Annotated in this window: 9 protein-coding genes; 4 read left to right on the top strand and 5 right to left on the bottom strand. The window is 40.3% G+C overall.

Annotation, left to right across the window (positions count from 1 at the left end):
- From R2Q94_RS19545 to R2Q94_RS19535, 3 genes are all read right to left on the bottom strand, one after another.
- Positions 1-7,968, bottom strand: a 7,968-nt coding sequence (locus R2Q94_RS19545; protein ID WP_316823169.1) for an Ig-like domain-containing protein, incomplete at its 3' end; no start/stop codon positions are given.
- A 329-nt stretch (positions 7,969-8,297) separates the two neighbouring features.
- Positions 8,298-10,349, bottom strand: coding sequence for a tetratricopeptide repeat-containing sensor histidine kinase (locus R2Q94_RS19540; protein WP_316823168.1), 2,052 nt, complete (start codon positions 10,347-10,349; stop codon positions 8,298-8,300).
- 12 nt (positions 10,350-10,361) lie between these two features.
- Entirely contained in the window at positions 10,362-11,057 is a 696-nt protein-coding gene (locus tag R2Q94_RS19535) for a LytTR family DNA-binding domain-containing protein (protein WP_316823167.1), read from the bottom strand.
- A 222-nt stretch (positions 11,058-11,279) separates the two neighbouring features.
- On the opposite strand from R2Q94_RS19535, the gene R2Q94_RS19530 reads away from it, so the two are divergent.
- Positions 11,280-12,263 (top strand): aldo/keto reductase, encoded by a 984-nt coding sequence (locus tag R2Q94_RS19530; RefSeq protein ID WP_316823166.1) that lies wholly within the window; start codon positions 11,280-11,282, stop codon positions 12,261-12,263.
- Positions 12,264-12,338: 75 nt separating this feature from the next.
- Here R2Q94_RS19530 and R2Q94_RS19525 read toward each other — a convergent pair whose 3' ends face one another.
- Positions 12,339-13,172 carry a DUF6266 family protein gene (locus R2Q94_RS19525; RefSeq protein WP_316823165.1) on the bottom strand — a complete coding sequence of 278 codons (834 nt, stop codon included), beginning with the start codon at positions 13,170-13,172 and terminating at the stop codon, positions 12,339-12,341.
- Between the two features lie 358 nt (positions 13,173-13,530).
- Entirely contained in the window at positions 13,531-16,941 is a 3,411-nt protein-coding gene (gene ccsA / locus R2Q94_RS19520) for a cytochrome c biogenesis protein CcsA (RefSeq protein WP_316823164.1), read from the bottom strand.
- A gap of 240 nt (positions 16,942-17,181) precedes the next feature.
- Here ccsA and R2Q94_RS19515 point away from each other — a divergent pair, with 240 nt between their 5' ends.
- The 3 genes from R2Q94_RS19515 (at position 17,182) to R2Q94_RS19505 (ending at position 19,537) form a co-directional block, all read left to right on the top strand.
- Entirely contained in the window at positions 17,182-17,511 is a 330-nt protein-coding gene (locus tag R2Q94_RS19515; protein ID WP_316823163.1) for a hypothetical protein, read from the top strand.
- A 141-nt stretch (positions 17,512-17,652) separates the two neighbouring features.
- A complete protein-coding gene (locus R2Q94_RS19510; protein WP_316823162.1) occupies positions 17,653-17,958 on the top strand; it encodes a zf-TFIIB domain-containing protein in 306 nt (101 codons plus the stop codon).
- 346 nt (positions 17,959-18,304) lie between these two features.
- Positions 18,305-19,537: a hypothetical protein gene (locus tag R2Q94_RS19505; protein WP_316823161.1), complete on the top strand. Its 1,233-nt coding sequence runs from the start codon at positions 18,305-18,307 to the stop codon at positions 19,535-19,537.
- Positions 19,538-19,678 lie beyond the last annotated feature (141 nt).

Raw genomic sequence — 19,678 nt, 5'->3', positions numbered from 1 at the left:
TATTCTGGTCACTGTTGCGTTACCACAACCTCCGGCCCCTGCCACAGTATAAGTCATCGTAGACGTTCCTGCGGTTAAACCATTAATTACTCCTGTTGTCGGATCAATGGTTGCTACAGCAGTATTTCCTGAACTCCAGCTTCCTCCGGTGATTGTTGAACTGAAAGTAGTGGTACCTCCAGCGCAAATGCCTTGAATTCCGCTTAATGTTCCTGCAACTGCAGCAGCAGTAACAGTCACCACTCTGGTATCGGTAACATCTGCACAACCGCCACTACCTGCGACTGTATAAGTCATTGTAGCCGTTCCTGCTGTCAGACCCAGGATCTCTCCTGTGGATGCATTGATCGTAGCTACACCTGGATTACCTGAACTCCAGCTTCCTCCACCTGTTGTTGAACTGAAAGTGGTGGTAGCATCCACACAGATATTCTGATTACCACTCAAAGTTCCAGCAACAGGTGCTGCTGTAACGGTCACTGATCTGCTCACTGTTGCATCACCACAACCTCCGGTACCTGTCACAGTATAGGTCATCGTAGCTGTTCCTGCAGTTAAACCATTAATTAGCCCTGTTGTCGGATCGATAGTCGCTACCTCCAAATCACCTGAGCTCCAGCTTCCTCCGTTAATCGTTGAGCTAAAAGTACTGGTACCTCCTGCGCAAATGTTTTGAACCCCGCTTAAAGTCCCTGCAACTGCTGCAGCGGTAACGGTTACATCTCTGGTCACTATGGCATTACCACAACCTCCTGACCCAGCAACAGTGTAGGTCATGGTTGCTGTTCCGGCAGCCAAACCGCTGATTGCTCCTGTCAAAGGATCTATTGAAGCTATTGAACTGGCATTAGAAGACCATGTTCCTCCGGTAGAGGTTGAGGTAAAAGTACTGGCTCCGCCAACACAAATATTCTGATTTCCAGACAATGTACCTGCAACCGGTGCCAAAGCTACGGTTACAAGCCTGGTCGCAATGACATCAGGACAGTCTCCTGCCCCGGTAACAGTATAGGATATTGTTGCAGTACCCGCGGATACTCCATTCACTAGCCCTGTTGATGCACCAACTGTAGCTACACCTGGGTTATCAGTAGCCCAGTTTCCTCCGGATATCGTAGAACTAAAGGTAGTGGATGCCAGCACACAGATATTCTGAGTCCCGCTCAATGTCCCAGTAACCGGAGCTGCATTTACAGTCACTAACCTTGTTGCTATTGCATTACCACAGCCTCCAGAACCAGCAACCGTATAAGTCATGATCGCTGTACCTGGTGCCAAACCTGTAATGACGCCTGTAGATGCTACAATACTAGCCACCTCTGGATGATTTGAAGTCCAGGTACCACCACTTATGGTAGAACTAAACGCAGTTGTCCCGTTTACACAGATATTGTCATTTCCACTCAATATCCCGGCAATTGCTCCTGGAGTAACGGTAATAGTAATTACGTTGGAACTCTCCTCAGGACAGCCTGAAGAATAAGCCATACGCTTAAAATAGGTAGTCTGGTTTAGCGGGCCAGAGAAGGAATAGTCTTTTGAAGTGCCTCCTGAGGTAATGTCACTAAAACCAGTAGTAGCGCTTGTTGTGCTACTCATCCATTTATATAATACCGTTGCTCCTGTCGGATCTACTGTCGGCGTAGATCCAGTCAACAGCTCTGGCGTGATATTATTACATGTTGACTGATCTCCGGCAATGGTGTTATTGGCAATTACAGGGCAACAATCTTTAATTGTGTTATCCAGCGCTTTAGAATAGGTATAAGTGTAATTGTAGGCATCTGCGTTAGATGGATTTTGAAGCACATCTGCAAAGCCATTGCTGCCATAAGGTCCGGCGACTACAGCATTCGGATTATTTTTTGTAGAAGTAACGGCTCCGCCGGATCCATTTTTCACAGTGCCTGTCAGCATCGTCACTCCAGTCTGACCAGAAGTTGCAGCTTCTACAGCGTCTGTACATTCATCACCATCACTATCCAGATCAAGATGGTTTGGAATTCCATCATTATCTGTATCTAAATAACAATCTTCCCTTATAATCGGAGAAACCAAAGCGGCTAATGGTGTAGTACCTCCAACAGGTATACCTACTATAGTAAACGTAATAGATTTTACCTTTTTACTTACATCTAGGGTAGGAAAGCTAAGAATTCCTCCTGCCTGACCATTTGAAGATCCTCCCCAATTTAAATCTGCAATATATGGTCCATAAACGGCATCATTATAGGAGTACAATTTTCCGGAAACGTTAACATACCCATAATCTGACGGTGATGCACCTGGAACTATCGCAATTGGCAATTTGGTAGCTACCGTATTGTCGTTATATGTAACCGTAAATTCACCAATAGGAGAAAATACCGAGTTGACCATTAATTTACTTAGGATCACAGGGGTCGCAAAAGTCAGGGTATATTTATCACCTACTTCAATATTGGTTCCCTTCTCTGTATAATTGAAACCATCGGCAACAGTCGCGTTACCTAATGTGCCCCCGTTTGTAGTAAAAGTGACCGTATTGTTCAGTACTCCTGCTGGTGCAGCACATGAAGTAAAGGCAAATGCATTAGATGTTGGTTTTATGGCAACTTCATTAGTACTATATCCTTCATTTGTATCTAGTACGCCATCATTATCATCATCAATATCAATTAAATCAGGAATCCCATCTCCATCCGTATCAGTACAAGCAGCAAGCTTCACATTAATCGCATTTTGATATGCAGGATTATAATTTAAAATTCCATTATCGGCAACTGTTTCGAGTGTATTGGCTAAGCCATTTACACCTACATTTCCGGTGGTATTGGCTGGTACGGTAAGTCCGTCAGTATATGATCCATTAAGTGTTGCACCAGGAACCTTAGCTTCCAATTTATCAAAACATCCATCACCATCACTATCCAGATCCTGATGATTTGGAATTCCATCCCCATCATTATCATCCAGACAATTAGGTTTAGGATATGCTGAAGGCACATATAAAGCAGCAGGAATCAGTCTTACTTCTCTGATGAGATTGGCCGTTACAGTACCTGAAACGCCCTGTATTCTGAACTTACTATACTTTGCATTTTGATTTTGACTGAATGTAAAGGTGTGGAAATTAAAAGATACCAGATTCGGTGCTGCGAGCGGATTAAATGCAGGCATCAAGGTGACCCAGCTCGTGCCGTTCCAGCCTTCAATAGTTAATGAGCTGGCATTGAAAGCAGTCTGCGCACTGGTGTTCATCTCCAATTGCAATGCGGTAGCCTCTAGTGGAAACTGAGGTGTAAGTTCCAGCAACGTTAAACCTGTTATTGCAGCGGAGGCTGTAAAATTAAAACTGGTTGCTCTGTTCGTATCATAGAGATTAGATATTGTGCCTGTATTAGCCACTGTACTTGTTACACTTGCCGGAACAGAAATTTCACCGTAGCTAAAGAAACAGCCAGGGCTTTCTATCGCATCTGGGATACCATCATTGTCATCATCAATGTCGACAATATCATTCAGCCCATCTCCATCTGTATCGACACAGGAAGCCAGGTTTTTTGCGATGGCAAATTGATGGTAAGTGGAAGTATAATTTACAACACCTGATTCAGCTGAAGTTTCTTTAGTATCAATCAATCCATTCGCACCTACTGCACCTGTGAACACATAATTGGGAGTAGTATCTGTAGTCGCCCCAGCCTCTAATGCATCGCTACAACCATCTCCGTCACTATCCAGATCCAGGTGATTGGGTATTCCATCCCCATCAATATCATTGCTGCAATTTGGTTTTGGATGAGCAGATGGATTATAGGCAGGCGATACAGCCATCACAGAAGTGATTTCCTGAATACTTCCTGTTCCTATGGTGATGGCTGTGGCATTACCAGCCAGCACTGTACCTATCGAACGAATCTGATAATATTTGTACGCTGCTGTGTTTGTATTTGCGAAAATTACTGAAGCCGTATTCAAAGCTATACCATTGGTTCCTGAGGTAAGCAACGTGTAGGATATCCCGTCATTTGAGCCATATAATTTTCCAAATCCTGTTGCCGTTATTCCACTTGCTGCCTGTGTTACCGTGACTGAACTTAACACAATAGCTGTCGGATATTGTATGGTAAAAACAGGTGCTCCTACAGCAGCTGTTTGTGAAGCAGCAAAACTATATGGTGTAGCATCTGAAACACTTCCATTGTGCATAGTGGCAATTTCTGTATTCGCTAAAGGTTTACCTGTCGAGCCATTTAAGGGCGAAGTAATTCCTAAAATTGTATTTGCCTCAGTACCGGTATAAAAACAGGCAGGACTTTCAACAGCATCCAGAATGCCGTCATTATCGTCATCAATATCAATAATATCCGAAATTCCATCTCCGTCTGAGTCTGCACATAGAGCAAGATTAGAGGCAATTGCGTACTGAGTATAAGTAGAAATATAGTTTATAGTGCCTGAATCAACTCCAGTTTCTTTTACATCCGCAAGCCCATTGGCACCAACAGCACTGGTAAAGGCAAAATTTGGGCTAAGATCAGTTGTAGCCCCAGCCTCATAACTGTCACTACAACCATCTCCATCACTGTCAAGATCAAGACGGTTTGGAATACCATCTCCATCCGTATCCAACTCCGTACAATTCTTCTCTCTAAAGAAGAACTCTGTGGCCCAGCCACCTCCCGATGTCCCGGTTATTCCGAAATAACGGTAGTACTTGTATGCGTTATTATTCTGTTCAAAAGTTGCAATATTTGAATTTGCCTGGGAGCTTTGACCTGAACCAGTATTGGAATAGGTAAGCGTAGCTGTGACATCAGTCCAGCTAATTCCATCATTGCTACCCTGGACCTTATAAGTACTCGTAGTAGCAAACAATGTTTGACCACTATATTGTCCAATTTCCCATTGAGTTAAAACTTTGGGTGTAGTAAATTCGACCCTAAACCATTCAGCGTTGTTAAGTGTACCACTTGGACTATAAATTATATAATCATTCGCATCTACTCCATCCACTAAATTGGCAAGAGTTTGTGTACCGTCGAAATTATAGTTAATAGTCGAAGGCTTACTAACGACGATCCCCGTCTTAGAAGCCACATTGACAATACAGCTCTCCTCCATAATATCAGGGATACCATCATTATCATCATCTATATCAACAAGGTCCAGAATACCATCTCCATCTGTATCGACACATAAGCTCAAACTTGCATCATAGGCATAAAGAAGGTACGTATAGTTTATGGTACCAGTTGCCCCATTTTCAACGGTATCATTTAGCCCATTATTATTCGCATCTGGTGAGGCTGCAAACTTGTAATTCGCAGTTTTCACACTAGTAGCACCCGCTTCATAAGCATCACTACAGCCATCACCGTCACTATCCAGATCCTGATGATTTGGTTTTCCGTTTCCATTGATATCTGATCCCGTACATGATGCTTTAGGGTGTTGAGAAGCATTGTACTGGTAAGGTGTGAGTGTAATTTCATTCACTCCTGAATAGTAACTGGTACCCGCAACTCCTACAATTCTATACCTGGAATATGCTTTCCCTACATGTAGGGTATTGTTAATACTAAAATCGGCAGTTGTTGTATTGGACATTGCAACCGATAAGTCTTCCCAGATTTGCCCGTCTCCCCCTTGTAGCTTAAAAGTTGATCCGGTTCCAGTGGATAGGTACCAGTCACCGATATCAAAATTAACAGAGGAAATAGCTATGGGTGCAGGTATTGAAATGTTGAAAATTGTCTTGCCAATCCAATCCTGATTAGGAAGAAATGCTGATTCTGTGACCACATTATTATCATAGGAATTGGCAATAACATTAGTAGAATACTGAGTAAGTGCGGAGGTTACAGAAGTTATTTTTACTGCCTCTGCCTGAGTATAAAAACAACCTGGGCTTTCTATCGCATCAGGAACACCATCATTATCGTCATCAATATCTATAAAATCTGCTTTTCCATCATTATCAAAATCTGAACAAAGATTTATACTTGCGGTCAAAGCATAAAAGTTATAATACGAAATGTAATTCACATTCCCAGATAATCCATTTTCAACAGAATCATTGAGACCGTTATTATTTGCGTCGGTACCATTAGGATTTAACTGGCTTCCACTAGGATTGCTGATTCCATAACTTCCACCAAAATTATTAGTGGCTCCAGGAGTAAACACATCCGTCGATGGACTAACGCCTGCCTCAATAAGATCGGAACAACCGTCACCGTCACTATCCAGATCCAAAAAATTTGGAATACCATCACCATCCTGATCACATACACTTATAGTTGCGGCTCCAACCGCTACTCTATCAATTACAAAATCATCAGCAGCTCCTCCTGAAATTGAGGGATAAAACAATAAATAATAATTTGCTGAAGAGGATGGAATGAAACTTCCGGTAAAGTTTACGTAACTAGGGATACTATTGTAAGCTGGCAGCGTATTTAAAACACCTGATAATAATATTTTTTCAGGCATTTTAGTATCTGCATTGTACAGTAGTACGATGTATTTATTGGCGGATCCTGAAGCGCGATTCCCCAGGTCAAAAGAAAAGTTATAGGTAGCTCCTGCAATTAATGGATTAGCCAGTTTATTTACGATGGGATGCTGAGGGTCCCCTTCCTGCAAAACAAATTGAAGTCCAGTGGCAGGATTTCCACTTTCGTACAGATCAAATAACCCGCCAGTTAATGGAGAATTAACCTGAGTTCCAGAGCCAACACCATAATTGTACACATCTCTGTTGTAGGGAACAGGAATGACAGTCGGTGTGAAAGATTCTGTAATCGGGAGCGCAGTAGTGGTAACCCCCACGTACCAGTTAGGTAACGCGTCGGCTGTACCTGAAAAGCCTCCATTAGCCCCCATATTCACAAAAAGATCCGGACATTCTACCTTATCTGGAATTCCATCATTATCATCATCCAGGTCATTGATATCTAAAACACCATCTCCATCTGTATCTGCACAAGCCTTAAAGTATGAGGCTAAGGCATAAAAACCATAGGTAGATGTGTAATTTACAATACCGTTACCATCAGGATCTACAGCATTAACCAGTCCGTCTCCATTGGTATCTATATATGGGAAACTGTAATTAGTGGTTTTATCCGTTGTTGCTCCAGATTCATAAGCATCACTGCAACCATCTCCATCGCTATCCAGATCCATGTGTGGAGGCGCAGCATCCCCATCAATATTTGCATCAACACAGGTTGCTTTAGGATAAGATGACGCTACATAAGCCGCTAAATTAAAATCGAAATATACTTCAGATGCATTTTGTGCAGCAACATTTGAAGCGGCAACACCTGTTATCCTGATGTATTTGTAAGCAGTGGTCGTATTGAGGGTTACTGGATATTTAATAGAGCTACTCACACTTACAAATCCATTAACGGTAGTATTGATGGCAGGCGTTTGAATGATTGCAGCTGATAAATCCATCCAATCAGAACCATTATTCGTATTTGAACCCTGTATTTTTGTCGTATTTGCAAATTGAGAAGTCGTATTAAACTGCAGATACAAAGCATCTATCCTTACGGGATGTACGAAAGTAAACAGGTACACATTAGCATTTTGGATGGATTGTGCGCTGGTAAAGGTTACTGCATTCACATTACTGACTCCATCCAGTAACTGGTTAAAATTACCATTGGTGGTGCTGAGGCCGGAAGATATCGTAAGACCGGAAGCCGGTTTAGCTCCCGTATTCCAGTCCGTGGCGGTATAAAAACAGGCTGGACTTTCTACTGCATCCGGAACCCCGTCATTATCGTCGTCAATATCATCCTGATTAATGACGCCATCACCATCAAAATCGTCGGTAGGGCCATATCGGAAACTTCCAATGTATGTTTTGAGGTCGTTAAGGACTGATTGAACTGCATTAAATCTAAAGCTTGAAAAAGCCTGAGACACAACAATAAGGGCAAGAAGGCACAGTAGGTAGAATTTCTTCATATAATTCTATTAAGATTCGGGATAATTTTAGGGTAAGGATAGCCGGTAGTGCTTTGCCAGAGGTCAATAATTATGATAGTTACCTTGTTGAGGAACCATAGCAATACGCAGCTTTTTAATAAAACCTAAAAACTGGACAACCAGCCATTATTTATTTGTCTGTAGTAAAATGACTCTGGAATAATTTGATTTGATGCGTTTTTTCATAGGGAGAGAATTTAGATCAATAGCAAAACTATCGGAAGAGTTTTAGATCTAAAATGGATAATCGTTAGAATGCAAAGATCACTCCATGAATAAACAAAAAAGCACTGTGAGTTGATTGGGTATTAAATTTTCCCTATCGGTAATTTAACGTAGAAGGTACAGCCCTTATCCTCATTGGTTTCCACCCATATTGTTCCCTGATGCGCGATAACGATCTGTTTTGATATGGCCAGCCCCAGACCGTGTGAGTTTTCACCACCTGTACCCGCCCTGCTTGCCTCTGTAAACATATCAAAAATTTTATCCTGCAAATCTGAAGGTATGCCAATCCCAGCATCCCGGATAAAGAAAACAACCATATCAAATTGCAGGTACATTCCTATTCGAATTTTAGCGCCAAACGGACTGAATTTTATGGCATTATAGATGAGGTTGCTGAATAAACGCCACATTTTTTCTTTGTTCACCATCATTTTCATCTCCATCACCGAAGTTTCGAGCAATTGTCCTTTTTCAGCAGCCTTAAATTTTAACAAACCGACGCATTGATTTAAAAACCTGCCCATTTCAACAGGTTCCTTTATCAGATCTTCGCTATCAAGATTCACATTTAACAAATTCTCAATCATTTCCATGGAATGCTCACTTAAATCTTTTAACAATTCAAGTACTTCAAGGTATTTTGGTTCCAGGTCCTGAGTGCTGAGCATTTCACTGACATTGATGGCTGCTGCAATTGGATTTCTCAGATCATGGGCCACAATCTTCATCATCAGCATAGTTTCCTTCTGACTTTGTTCAAGGGCTTTTAACATCATCTGCAAGTCGGAATTTTTTCTAACAATTTTTTCATTTACCAATTTCAGCTCCCTCCTGTTTCTCCATACCATAACCAATACCGATAAAGCGATCACAGAAATGGTGACAATTGCAATCAGATAGACTTCCTTTATATGGTTATTTTTGTCCAGTAGCACAATCTTAAATTCGAGTTCATTTGCCTTAATCGCAGCATCGATATTGTGCCTGTTGATCTTTTGAGTATTGCTGTCGATAGAATCTCTTAAATGATAATAATGACGCATATTGCGGTCTGCCTGCACATGATCCCTGGTTTTAGAAAAATACAACCATTTAAGTTCATAAAAGTCAACCTGACTGACTGAGGGAAAATTCCGAATGCCGCTATCTATTGAGCGCTGTAATTCCTTAAAAACCTCATTCGCCTGTTTATATTTTTTAGAGCGGATGTAAAGTCTGGCCAGCTTGATCATAGCTGTCCTGGCATCATTTAAATGGTCACCGGGCTGATAATTTATCTGGATACTGTTTTTCAGATAACTTTCAGCCAGTTCAAATTTATTCTGTTTCGCATAAACGCCACCCAAATTACCATAAACCACCCCTTTCACCGATTTTGCAAAAGCTGAATTCTTCTGATCATGCGGGAATTGTTCATCCACATACGCTAAGGTTTTATCATAGTAATAAATTGCACTATCCAGCTCATTTGCCCTTTCAAAACAAACTCCGATAGTATTGAGGTAACTCTGTCTCGACACAAATACAGGGTACCCGTTTAAATTCATTGTACAATTTTGGCTCAGAGAAAATGCCAATTTAAGATTTGGCAAGGCCTCTAAAAACCTTCCCTGCTTAAATCTTAGCACTCCAAGTCTATATCTGAACTCATAAAGGTCACAGCTATCCAGGTGCTCCTGTGCATATTCTCTTCCTTCATAATAAAATTTCGCCGCCTCTTCATGACTGTTTCCTGTAAACAGTAAGTCTGCTTTTAAGAACATTGCCGTAACGTATTTCAAGGGATGCTGGTCTTCATTTCCCTTTAACAGCGCTAATATACTATCCGCATATATATTGGCTTTCAGCATATCCGAATAGTTTTTTGCATAAAAATTAACCAAAAAGTTATACTTGCCGTATTTATCTAATAAGCTAAGGTCTCCAAGAGTTTGAAATGCGGAGTCAAGAAAAACCGGGACATATTCCTTCCCTGATGATTTATTCAAATCTTCCGCCTGTATCAAGATCAGGTTAGCTTTTGAGGAAAGGCTAACATTTTCATAGGAATTTGATGAGGTACAGGCAGGTAATAGAAAAATCAGGAAGAGGAATACAATAAAACAATACAAATAGCTATTGACGATAGACATGTTAATTTTAACCTATAAAAAAGACATATACTTGTTAAGTTCAGGACGATATGCACCAGAAACAGGTATCAAATGTTTCCTGATGATCAAGGTCTTACCTTCTATGGAATCTATCTTATTCAGGTTTACTATAAATGAGCGATGTACGCGTAAAAATGTATTTACTGGTAATTTAGGCCAAATTGACTTTAATGAAGAGTGGATGGAATACTCCTTTTCTCCAAGGGCAATTCTCACATAATCTCCAGTGGATTCAAAATATAAAATGTCCCTGAAGCTTAATTTTCTAACTACATTTGAATCCCGGATAAAGACAAATTCATTTGAACAATGATCCAAAATTTCAATGCTAGGCTTGAGGAGTTTTTTTGCTTTATCAACAGCGCCTATAAATCTGGATAATGAAACTGGTTTCAATAAATAATCTACTGCATTGAGTTCAAATGCTTCAACCGCATACTGGCTATTACAAGTGGTAAAAATAACAAGGGGATATCCGTTTTTTAAAATCTTCGCCAACTCCAGTCCATTCATCCCTGGCATTTGAATGTCTAAAAAAATGAGGTCGACCTGATCATTCAAAATTCTTTTATGCGCCTCTATTGCATTGTCACATTCGGCGACTAAAGTTAGTGCATCATCCAGCTCAATAAATTCTTTGATTACAAGTCTAAAAAACTTTACATCATCAACAATTAGGCATCTCATAGTGGTTTCTTTTGTGTACACGAACATAGTTAATTCAATATTCAATCCAAAAAAATTACATTAATTAGACAAATTATTTAGACTAATTCTTGATACTCTGCACAATAGAATTCATCCCCATATTCATCTACTATCATTTAAATGATACGAGGTTAGCAGTTATCTTATTTTGACCATGACTGCTTTTTGAAGAATTTTGTGCCTTCAATAATTAATAACAAAATGGAATATAGAAAGTTAGGAAATACTGCATTAGAATTATCGACAATCACCTATGGTGCTTTTGCAATTGGTGGTACGATGTGGGGCGGAAATGAACAAAAAGCGTCCATTGAAGCGATCCATGCCTCTTTAGATCATGGGGTAACCTCCTTAGATACTGCTCCTTTTTATGGCTTCGGATTGAGTGAAGAATTGATCGGACAAGCCTTAAAAGGAAAAGACAGAACTAAAGTTCAGTTATTGACCAAATTCGGTTTAGTTTGGGATGGTAGTAATCAGGGTAAAGGAGAACACTTTTTCGAAATCCCTGTAGATGGAAAGAATGTACCGATTTATAAGTTAGCCTCTAAAGCGAATATCATTAAAGAAGTAGAAGAAAGTCTGAAACGTTTAAACACCGATTATATTGATTTAATTCAACAACATTGGCCTGATGCAACTACCCCAATTGATGAAACGATGGAGGCTATGGAGCGCTTAATTCAACAAGGTAAGGTTCGTGCAGCAGCAGTCTCAAATTATAGTCTGGACCAATTGAAAGAAGCCGGAAATACCTTTATACCGGCAGCAAATCAAGTGGCTTATAGTATGCTGAACCGCGGAATCGAAAAGGATCTTGTGCCTTATACCCTGGAAAACAACATCGGGATCATTGTATACAGTCCTATGGAACGTGGTTTGCTTTCAGGTAAATATTTCCAGAATGAAAAGTTAAAAAGTGACGACCATAGAAATGGATACTTTGGACAGTTTGACCTGAACAAGGTGGAAACATTCCTGAACAACATTCGTCCGATTGCAATAGCGAAAAATGCGAGTCTGGCGCAATTGGCATTACGATGGACTACTTTACAGAAAGGCATTACCATCGTGTTGGCCGGAGCAAGAAATGCAGCACAAGCCATTGCCAACGCACAAGCGATGAGCTTTGATTTAAATGCAGAAGAGTTAAGTTTCATCGAAACTGAACTGAATAAGATCTAAGTCCTACTGTCCCCATTACTTAAAACACTAATGGGGCAGTTTTATACCTACTGGCAGACCTGTCCAAAACGTTTTTTATCCAGGCTTCCCGGGTAGGTGTTCCAGCTTTTCCTTGAGCACCTGATATTCTTTTTCCAGTATTTTAAAAGCCTTGTGCGTTGGTCTATTGCCATATTCGTCTCTAAGCTGGCTCAAATAACTGGCTTCCACCTGATCAAAACGCTCTTTTACCTGCTGGTACTTCTTTTCCTCATTTTTTTCGTTTTCAGTTTTAGCCTCACCGTTTAAATTACCAAGGTAGACACTGTCGGAAACCCTTTCTCCATCTGCAGAGAGGAACGCAATATAGGGTTCGATCTGCTGTTTCAGTTGCTCTTCCATCAATGGAAGGAAACATTTTCCTTCAGCTCTTCTGGCGATATTCAGGTATTCCCGGCCTCTTCCTTTTTCCGGAAAACAAAGCATCACCATCACACTATCATTGTGTTGTAATTCATAGCTATGGGTCGGATCCCAGCTGATTTCCAATCCGCCTGCTACCTTAACGATTTTTAAATCCCGGGTTGCAGGCATGCTGCCTTCGCTCAGTTTAACTTTTGTATAATCTACACTGATATTGGGATATTCACCCTTTAAAGCGTGTTTTTTCAGGTAAGAGGTGGCCAGGTTGTGTGCATTGTGCACTGTCCCTTTGGCCTGTAAGCCGAATCCCAATTTGATAAAGCCGGTCATACGGCTCAGCAATTTCATGGTGACAGACATTTTTTGGTAATTGGCCAGTTGAAGTAAACTGGGATTGCCTTTATGGCCAATCAAGCGGACTACCGGTTGCCCATTGAGCATATAATAAACCAGATTGCCTACTTTTCCTTTGAAGTGGCCATGTGGGCCGTTTACAGCTATTGCCATATGAGCGTCGTTAATGGTTTAGTGTTCAGTTAACTATCGTTCGAGATGAACTGTATGAAGATAATAAAAAACTTTATAGTGATCAGTAAAAGAGGCTATATTTTTTTAAGGAAGATTCAATCACCTAATGGGTTTATTAAAGAGGCTGATTGGGCTATAAGCTATATTAGGCCCTATCAACCTCCAATAATCTATCGAGTAATACTCACTTAAATATAACCTCAGTAGGAAGGCATATTCTAAGGACTAAGGATTCAGGGAAAGGGAATATTGGATTTAAGCAGAAATGAGCTTCATGCCAAAGTATAGAAAGCAAAAAGGCTAACCGGTTTAGGGTTAGCCTTTGTCTTTATGCTGATTATCGATTACGCTGCTGGTACCTTTTATATGAGATAAAGGCCAATACAAAAATCAAGGCTACGGTAACATACACCCAAGATGGGATTGGAACAGGATCACCCTGTGCATAAGAATGTAATCCGGTTAAATAATAATTCACACCAAAATACGTCATAATAATCGTTGAGAAGCTCAACAGCGACAATAAATTGAACAGATATTTACTTCTTAATCCCGGAATCAAACGCACGTGGAGTACGAAAGCATAAACGATGACAGAGATAAAGGCCCATGTTTCTTTAGGATCCCAACTCCAGTAACGTCCCCAGCTCTCATTAGCCCAGATACCGCCCAGGAAAGTACCAACGGTTAGTAAAAACAGTCCTACAGTTAAGGACATCTCGTTCACAATCGTCAATTCTGTGATCGAAGATTTCACTTTTGCAGCAATCTTATTGTTGTCAATTATGTATAAAACCAACACCACGGTTCCCATCAGGGCACTCAGTCCGAAGAAACCATAACTTGAAGTAATAATAGCAACGTGAATCATCAACCAATAAGACTTAAGCACTGGAACCAAAGGCGTAATTTGCGGATTCATTTGTGATCCACCATGCGCAAATCCCATTAAAATCACGGCAATCAAACATCCTGCAGCAGGGATAAACGCATTACTGTTTCTATACATTCCAAGCCCCGATAATACCCCAATCCAGCTGATAAACAATACCGCTTCATAACCATTACTCCATGGCTCATGCCCAGAGATATACCATCTTGTAGCTAAACCAAAACCTTGAAGGAAGGCAGCGACACTGATTAAAATCAATACGAAGGTGACCAGTTTATCTAACATTTTGGAGTTCTTAAACAATTTGAAGAATGCCAATCCAAGGATTACGGCACCTAACATTGCATAAGTAATCATCAGGTTTAAGAAGATGTTCCATGAGTTATAGCTCACTTCCCAGAACACCTTTGTATCCGAAGGCATCACGTCTTTACCAAATTTTAACTGAATATCTTTGATTTTGTCTAAAGCTGCATTCGCTGCATCCCAATTTCCAGTTTGCTGTCCATCTTTAATACTTTTTGCATAGCGATCAATTGGGTTTAATTCTCCTACCAGCGCAGATCCAGGCACCGCGGATGGCATAGCAATCCAGGTATTATTGGCATCATCTGCAATAGGGAATATGCGTAAATACTGACCGTTAATCAAAGCCTGCATGGCCTGCAACTTATCATTCAGATCAATGATTTCTTTATCGTAATTATTTTGCTCTGCTGGTTTTTTAGCGAAAGCCTTTGAGTAGTCGTCTTTTAAGATAAACTGAAGGGTTCCATCTTCCCCTACCTTTAGCAGGTTGATCATAGAAGTATAACCATCTTCATTGGCCTTAACCGCCTTTAACAAGTCCGGACCACCTTTAGCACCTATTTTTATCAGGGGCACATTTACCCAAAGAAAAGGAGTTGTGGAAACAGAAAGGAAAAACTGGTTGGCATTTAAGCTGTGGAAACGATCTTTACGATGTAGTTTTCTTAGAATTTCCAGGGCCATTGTATTGATTGGCTCTACCCGTCCGTCAATATTTTGTACAGGCAAATGACCAAATTTATCGGCATGCGCCAGGTCGATTTTTATAGTGGAAGCAAACTGTACAGGATCTACCGATTTTGCAGAAAGTAACATTTGCATTTCTGCTTTTGTTGGTTGTGCATGGTTGTGTGCCTGAGTAGCTGGCACGGAATGGTCATGACCATCACCGGGAGCATGGTTATGCCCATCATCAGCGGAGTGATCGTGCCCATCACCAGGAGCATGGTTATGTCCGTCACCAGGGGCGTGATTGTGCCCATCATCTGCTGGCATGGTTGCCTGAGGTTTAACAAGCCCAGGTATTGCATCAGAACCGTTCTTACCATGCATGTCTATCTTCTGACTAAATGCTGCTCCTACAGGAAGGAATAACAAAGCGATCAAAAGAGATTTTGATTTTGCAGATTTTGAAATGGCCCTCAATTGTTCGTTTAACTTAGAGAAATGCGTGCCTTTCCAAAACAAGGTTACAAACATACCCAGGAATAATAAAGTATAACCGATATAAGTTACGTTAGTACCCAGCTCATCATGATTTACAGAAAGTACTGTTCCTTTTTCGTCATCATCAAAGCTAGCCTGGAACAAACGATAACCCGCTTTGTCCAGGACGTGATTCATGTATATTTTGTATGGGGTATCTTGTCCGCCGTCCTGAATTAACACATCAGAAGAATAAGATGCAGGGCTATTACTGCCCGGATATTTCTCCATTTTGAAATCTGTCAGTTTAATAGAAAATGGGGTTTTATAAATTTTAGAACCGTAAGCCATAGAAATTCTAAGTCCGCCAATTTCACTCTGGTGTTGAAAATTAGTGATTCCCTTTCCTCCATAAAAAGAAACAGTATCCACTGAATTTGCAGTAGTCACCTGTACTTTAACCAGGTCAAGATCATGTTCATTTTTGGTCTTGTCGCCTTCAAAATAGATGATATCACCAGGAATAGCCGGTTCAGGAATTACAAAAGCCAGGTTTCCAAAAGTGTATAAACTTCTTAGGTTAAATGCCTGTCCTGGAGTATCAGCAAGTACAGGTTTCTTCTCCTGAGTGGCCATAATCATATAATCACCAGGAAAAGGGCTGGCAATTTGTAAAGCACCATTCGGGGCATCTGAAAGGTTAATGGCACCAGGAGTTTCTTTGTTATAGCTGACCAGCATGTTATTTATCAGCTGTACTTTTCCTGTAGGCACATATTTATTTACACGCTTTCCATTTTCTAAAACCACCATATGTAGGGTCGGCTTACCTGTTGAATTGCGCACAAGAGAGTCCTGAGCTCTGGCATAAAAGTCGATTACTTTAACTTTCACCCTTTGACCCTGGTAGTCATACTCTCCTTTAAAAGTCTTTTTGAAAGGCTTTAGATAACCTGGGATGCGGTTTCCGATTAAAATCGCTGGTTGATCATCATAGGCCAATGCCTGATCATCTTTTCCGATCTGCATCTTAAAGAAGGTCGCATCAGAAACGATTTCATCGCTGGATTCCCCTTCTCTGATGTGCATAGAACCTTCGAAACTCACATATCTGGTAATGTAGCCACCAATAAAAATCACTACAAAGGCAAGGTGAAACACCAGTAAAGGCCATTTTTTACGTTGGGTCAATTGGTATCTGCCAATATTTCCAATAAAATTGAGCACCAAAATCACCATCACCAATTCAAACCACCAGCAGTTATAGATTAATGCTTTGGCGACAGCCGTACCATAATCGTTCTCCACAAAGGTGGCCATGGCCATGGAGAAAGCGTATAACAATAACATCGCACCCATCATTCGGGTGGAAAAGAGGATCTTGCCTAACCTTGTAATCATTCGTGTTTTTTTCTTTTTCTTTTGTACCAGTATCTTCACCGGGTAAGGAGTTGTTCCTTATAAATTCCGACAAAGATGACCCGAGAGTTTCAGAAAAATGAGGCTTAATCATATTATGGCAAAAAAAAGACGAAACTCCTGCAATTTTACTCCACATTACGTTAAATCAAATTCTTGTTCTATATTGGCAGGGATAAAATTGCGACTGGATAATTGAGTAGCATATCATTAAAAATAAACATGAGTATAAGAAAGCGCATATTTGCCACAGTCATATTGGTATGGAGCTTATGCCTCATGCAACATGTCTCTGCTGCTGAATTCAGGAATGAGCTTCCCGCTTTCTTTGGCAGTACTTATGTTCAGGCAGAGCTATTGGAAGAGCTGCCATCTGAGATGGCCTACACTTCGGCGGTTAAAAAGATGAAATACTTTCAGCCTCGTCTTGGCAACCTCCATTCCATTGTAAGTCCTATCCTGCCTCAAAACGCAACAAAAATTGCTGTGGCGCCATGGAACTGGCCTGCCCATGGAGAATACTCCTTCCTTTTTAGGTTAACTCCCTTTTAGATTTCATCAAAATCGATTTAAATGCATTGTTTAATAAAAAACTACCGGATCCTCTTTTGGATTACCGGCATCAAAACTGATGTGCATATGCTGAAAAATTATTGTGATATCTATTGAGAACTAAAAAATAAAAATTGAGTTATGAATTGCCCAAATTGCCAGGAAACCCTATTAATGACCGTAAGAAATAATGTAGAAATTGATTATTGCCCAAAATGCCGTGGCATTTGGTTAGACCGTGGTGAACTGGATAAATTATTAGCTCATGAAGCTGACAAAGGATCTTCCAACAAGGATAGTCGCGCTTTCCGACAAGATGATCAGGAGAAATCCTACCGCCATGAAGGTTATAGACAAGAGGGTTACCGTGGACAAGACCAACGTCAGCATGATTCAGGCTACCCTAAAAAGAAGAAATCCTTTTTAGAGGATCTTTTTGATTTCTAATCCGCTTCTTTTGCTCCTTTTAATCGTTAATATTACCTGATACAAAATCAGCAAATCCCTGTTCTCCGGAATGGGGTTTTGCATTCCAAAAACGAAGCCTTTCGTTATTCATTTGTCAATTTTCCTTTACAATCACAAATGCAGCAATCAGTGTATCAATAGGTTTCAATTTCAGACTGCCATTCCGGTTAAAAATCAATCAGTAAAACCAGACATCCTGTTTCAAATTTGCCCAAAAAGACTAATTTTGAAACATAAGAACCATATTTAGAGCAAGCGTAAACCTAGATTATTTTCTTCGATGTAATTGTAGAAAATATGATTAAAAAACTAAAACCATTTATAAATGAGTATGATCCAAGAAGCTGATATGCTAAGTGCCCATAATCTTAGTTCAGCAGATTTTAAAGCAAGAAACCTTAATTACGTAGAGCTGTTAAACATCAGCGCAGATTTTGAATCAAAAAAAGCTGCTTATGACGAAATTGGCAGTGGAGTTGTGAAAATTCTTTTCAAATTTGATGCGGTGCATGCCATTAAGTATGAGATCAAAAATTCGGAAGAATTGATGCAACAACTGATCAATTACAAACAACAAAACCCGGATGTGGTCATTGACCTGAACAATTATGAAAGTCTGATTGAAAATTTAATCAGTATCAGAATCATCCCATTGTTCAAATCTGACTGGTCAAAAATTCATGATAATATTGTGGATCATTTTGTGTTGATGGATAAGGTTACAGCAAATGTAAGAGCAGAAGATACAGCGAGTACAACCAAAGAGTTTACTGATAAAGGATGTAACTTAATCATACATGCAGATGGCTACAGATCTGTAGATTATATCATTAAAACTGCACCTAGCAAAAAAGAATACAAAGTAGCAGTTCAGGTACGTAGTATTTTTGAAGAAGGATGGGCTGAAATTGACCATAGTGCACGTTATCAATACCAGATGGATGGACAGATCCTTAATGAGTTTTCAAAAACAATGAACAAACTCGCTGGTGGTGCGGATGAAATGGCTGAATTTATCCATGGATTAAAAGCTTATTTATTAGAAAAAGAAAACCTGGTATTGCAACAACAGCATTTAGTTGAAGAACAGGAAGCCCTCGTAAAAGAGCAGCAAAATCAAATTGAAGATTTGAAAGCGGCACTCGCTAAATCTCAATTAGAATTAGAACTAGAGAAAAAACCAGCGATTACTGATAGCAATGAACAGCTGAGCAATAAGGGTTCAGAAGGTATGTTGGGTAAGCACATCATTGAAGATTTAGCCAAAACCGCAGCCAATGTGGGTGCTGATGCCATTGCACCTTCAGCAGTTCAGGCCGAACAAATGGAAACCATAACTGAGGAAAATCCTGCAAAATCAGAGGAAAAACCTAAAATAGCCAAGAGCAAAGCAGATAAACCAAAAGCGGTTAAGGTCAAAGAAGAAAAAGTTAAAGAAGAAAAGATCAAAGAGGAAAAGCCAAGGTTAGAGATGGCTCCTCCTGTTGTAGAGGATTTATTTGGACAAACCCGAATTCCTGATGCAGCTCCTTTGAAACCTTCTACCACAAACGCATAAACGCGATTCTGTGCAGGGATCAATGAAATTGATCTCCAATATTCATTAATATGAGCGTATGATATAGCAGAGGCTTTCCGAATGACGGAGCTGCCTCTGCTTTTTCTTATACCTTAATATTTCCGCAAACGTTTGTGTAAA

This window comes from Pedobacter gandavensis, from assembly GCF_032678465.1.
GTDB classification, from domain to species: domain Bacteria; phylum Bacteroidota; class Bacteroidia; order Sphingobacteriales; family Sphingobacteriaceae; genus Pedobacter; species Pedobacter gandavensis_B.
This window is presented reverse-complemented; position numbering and strand designations above follow the sequence as displayed.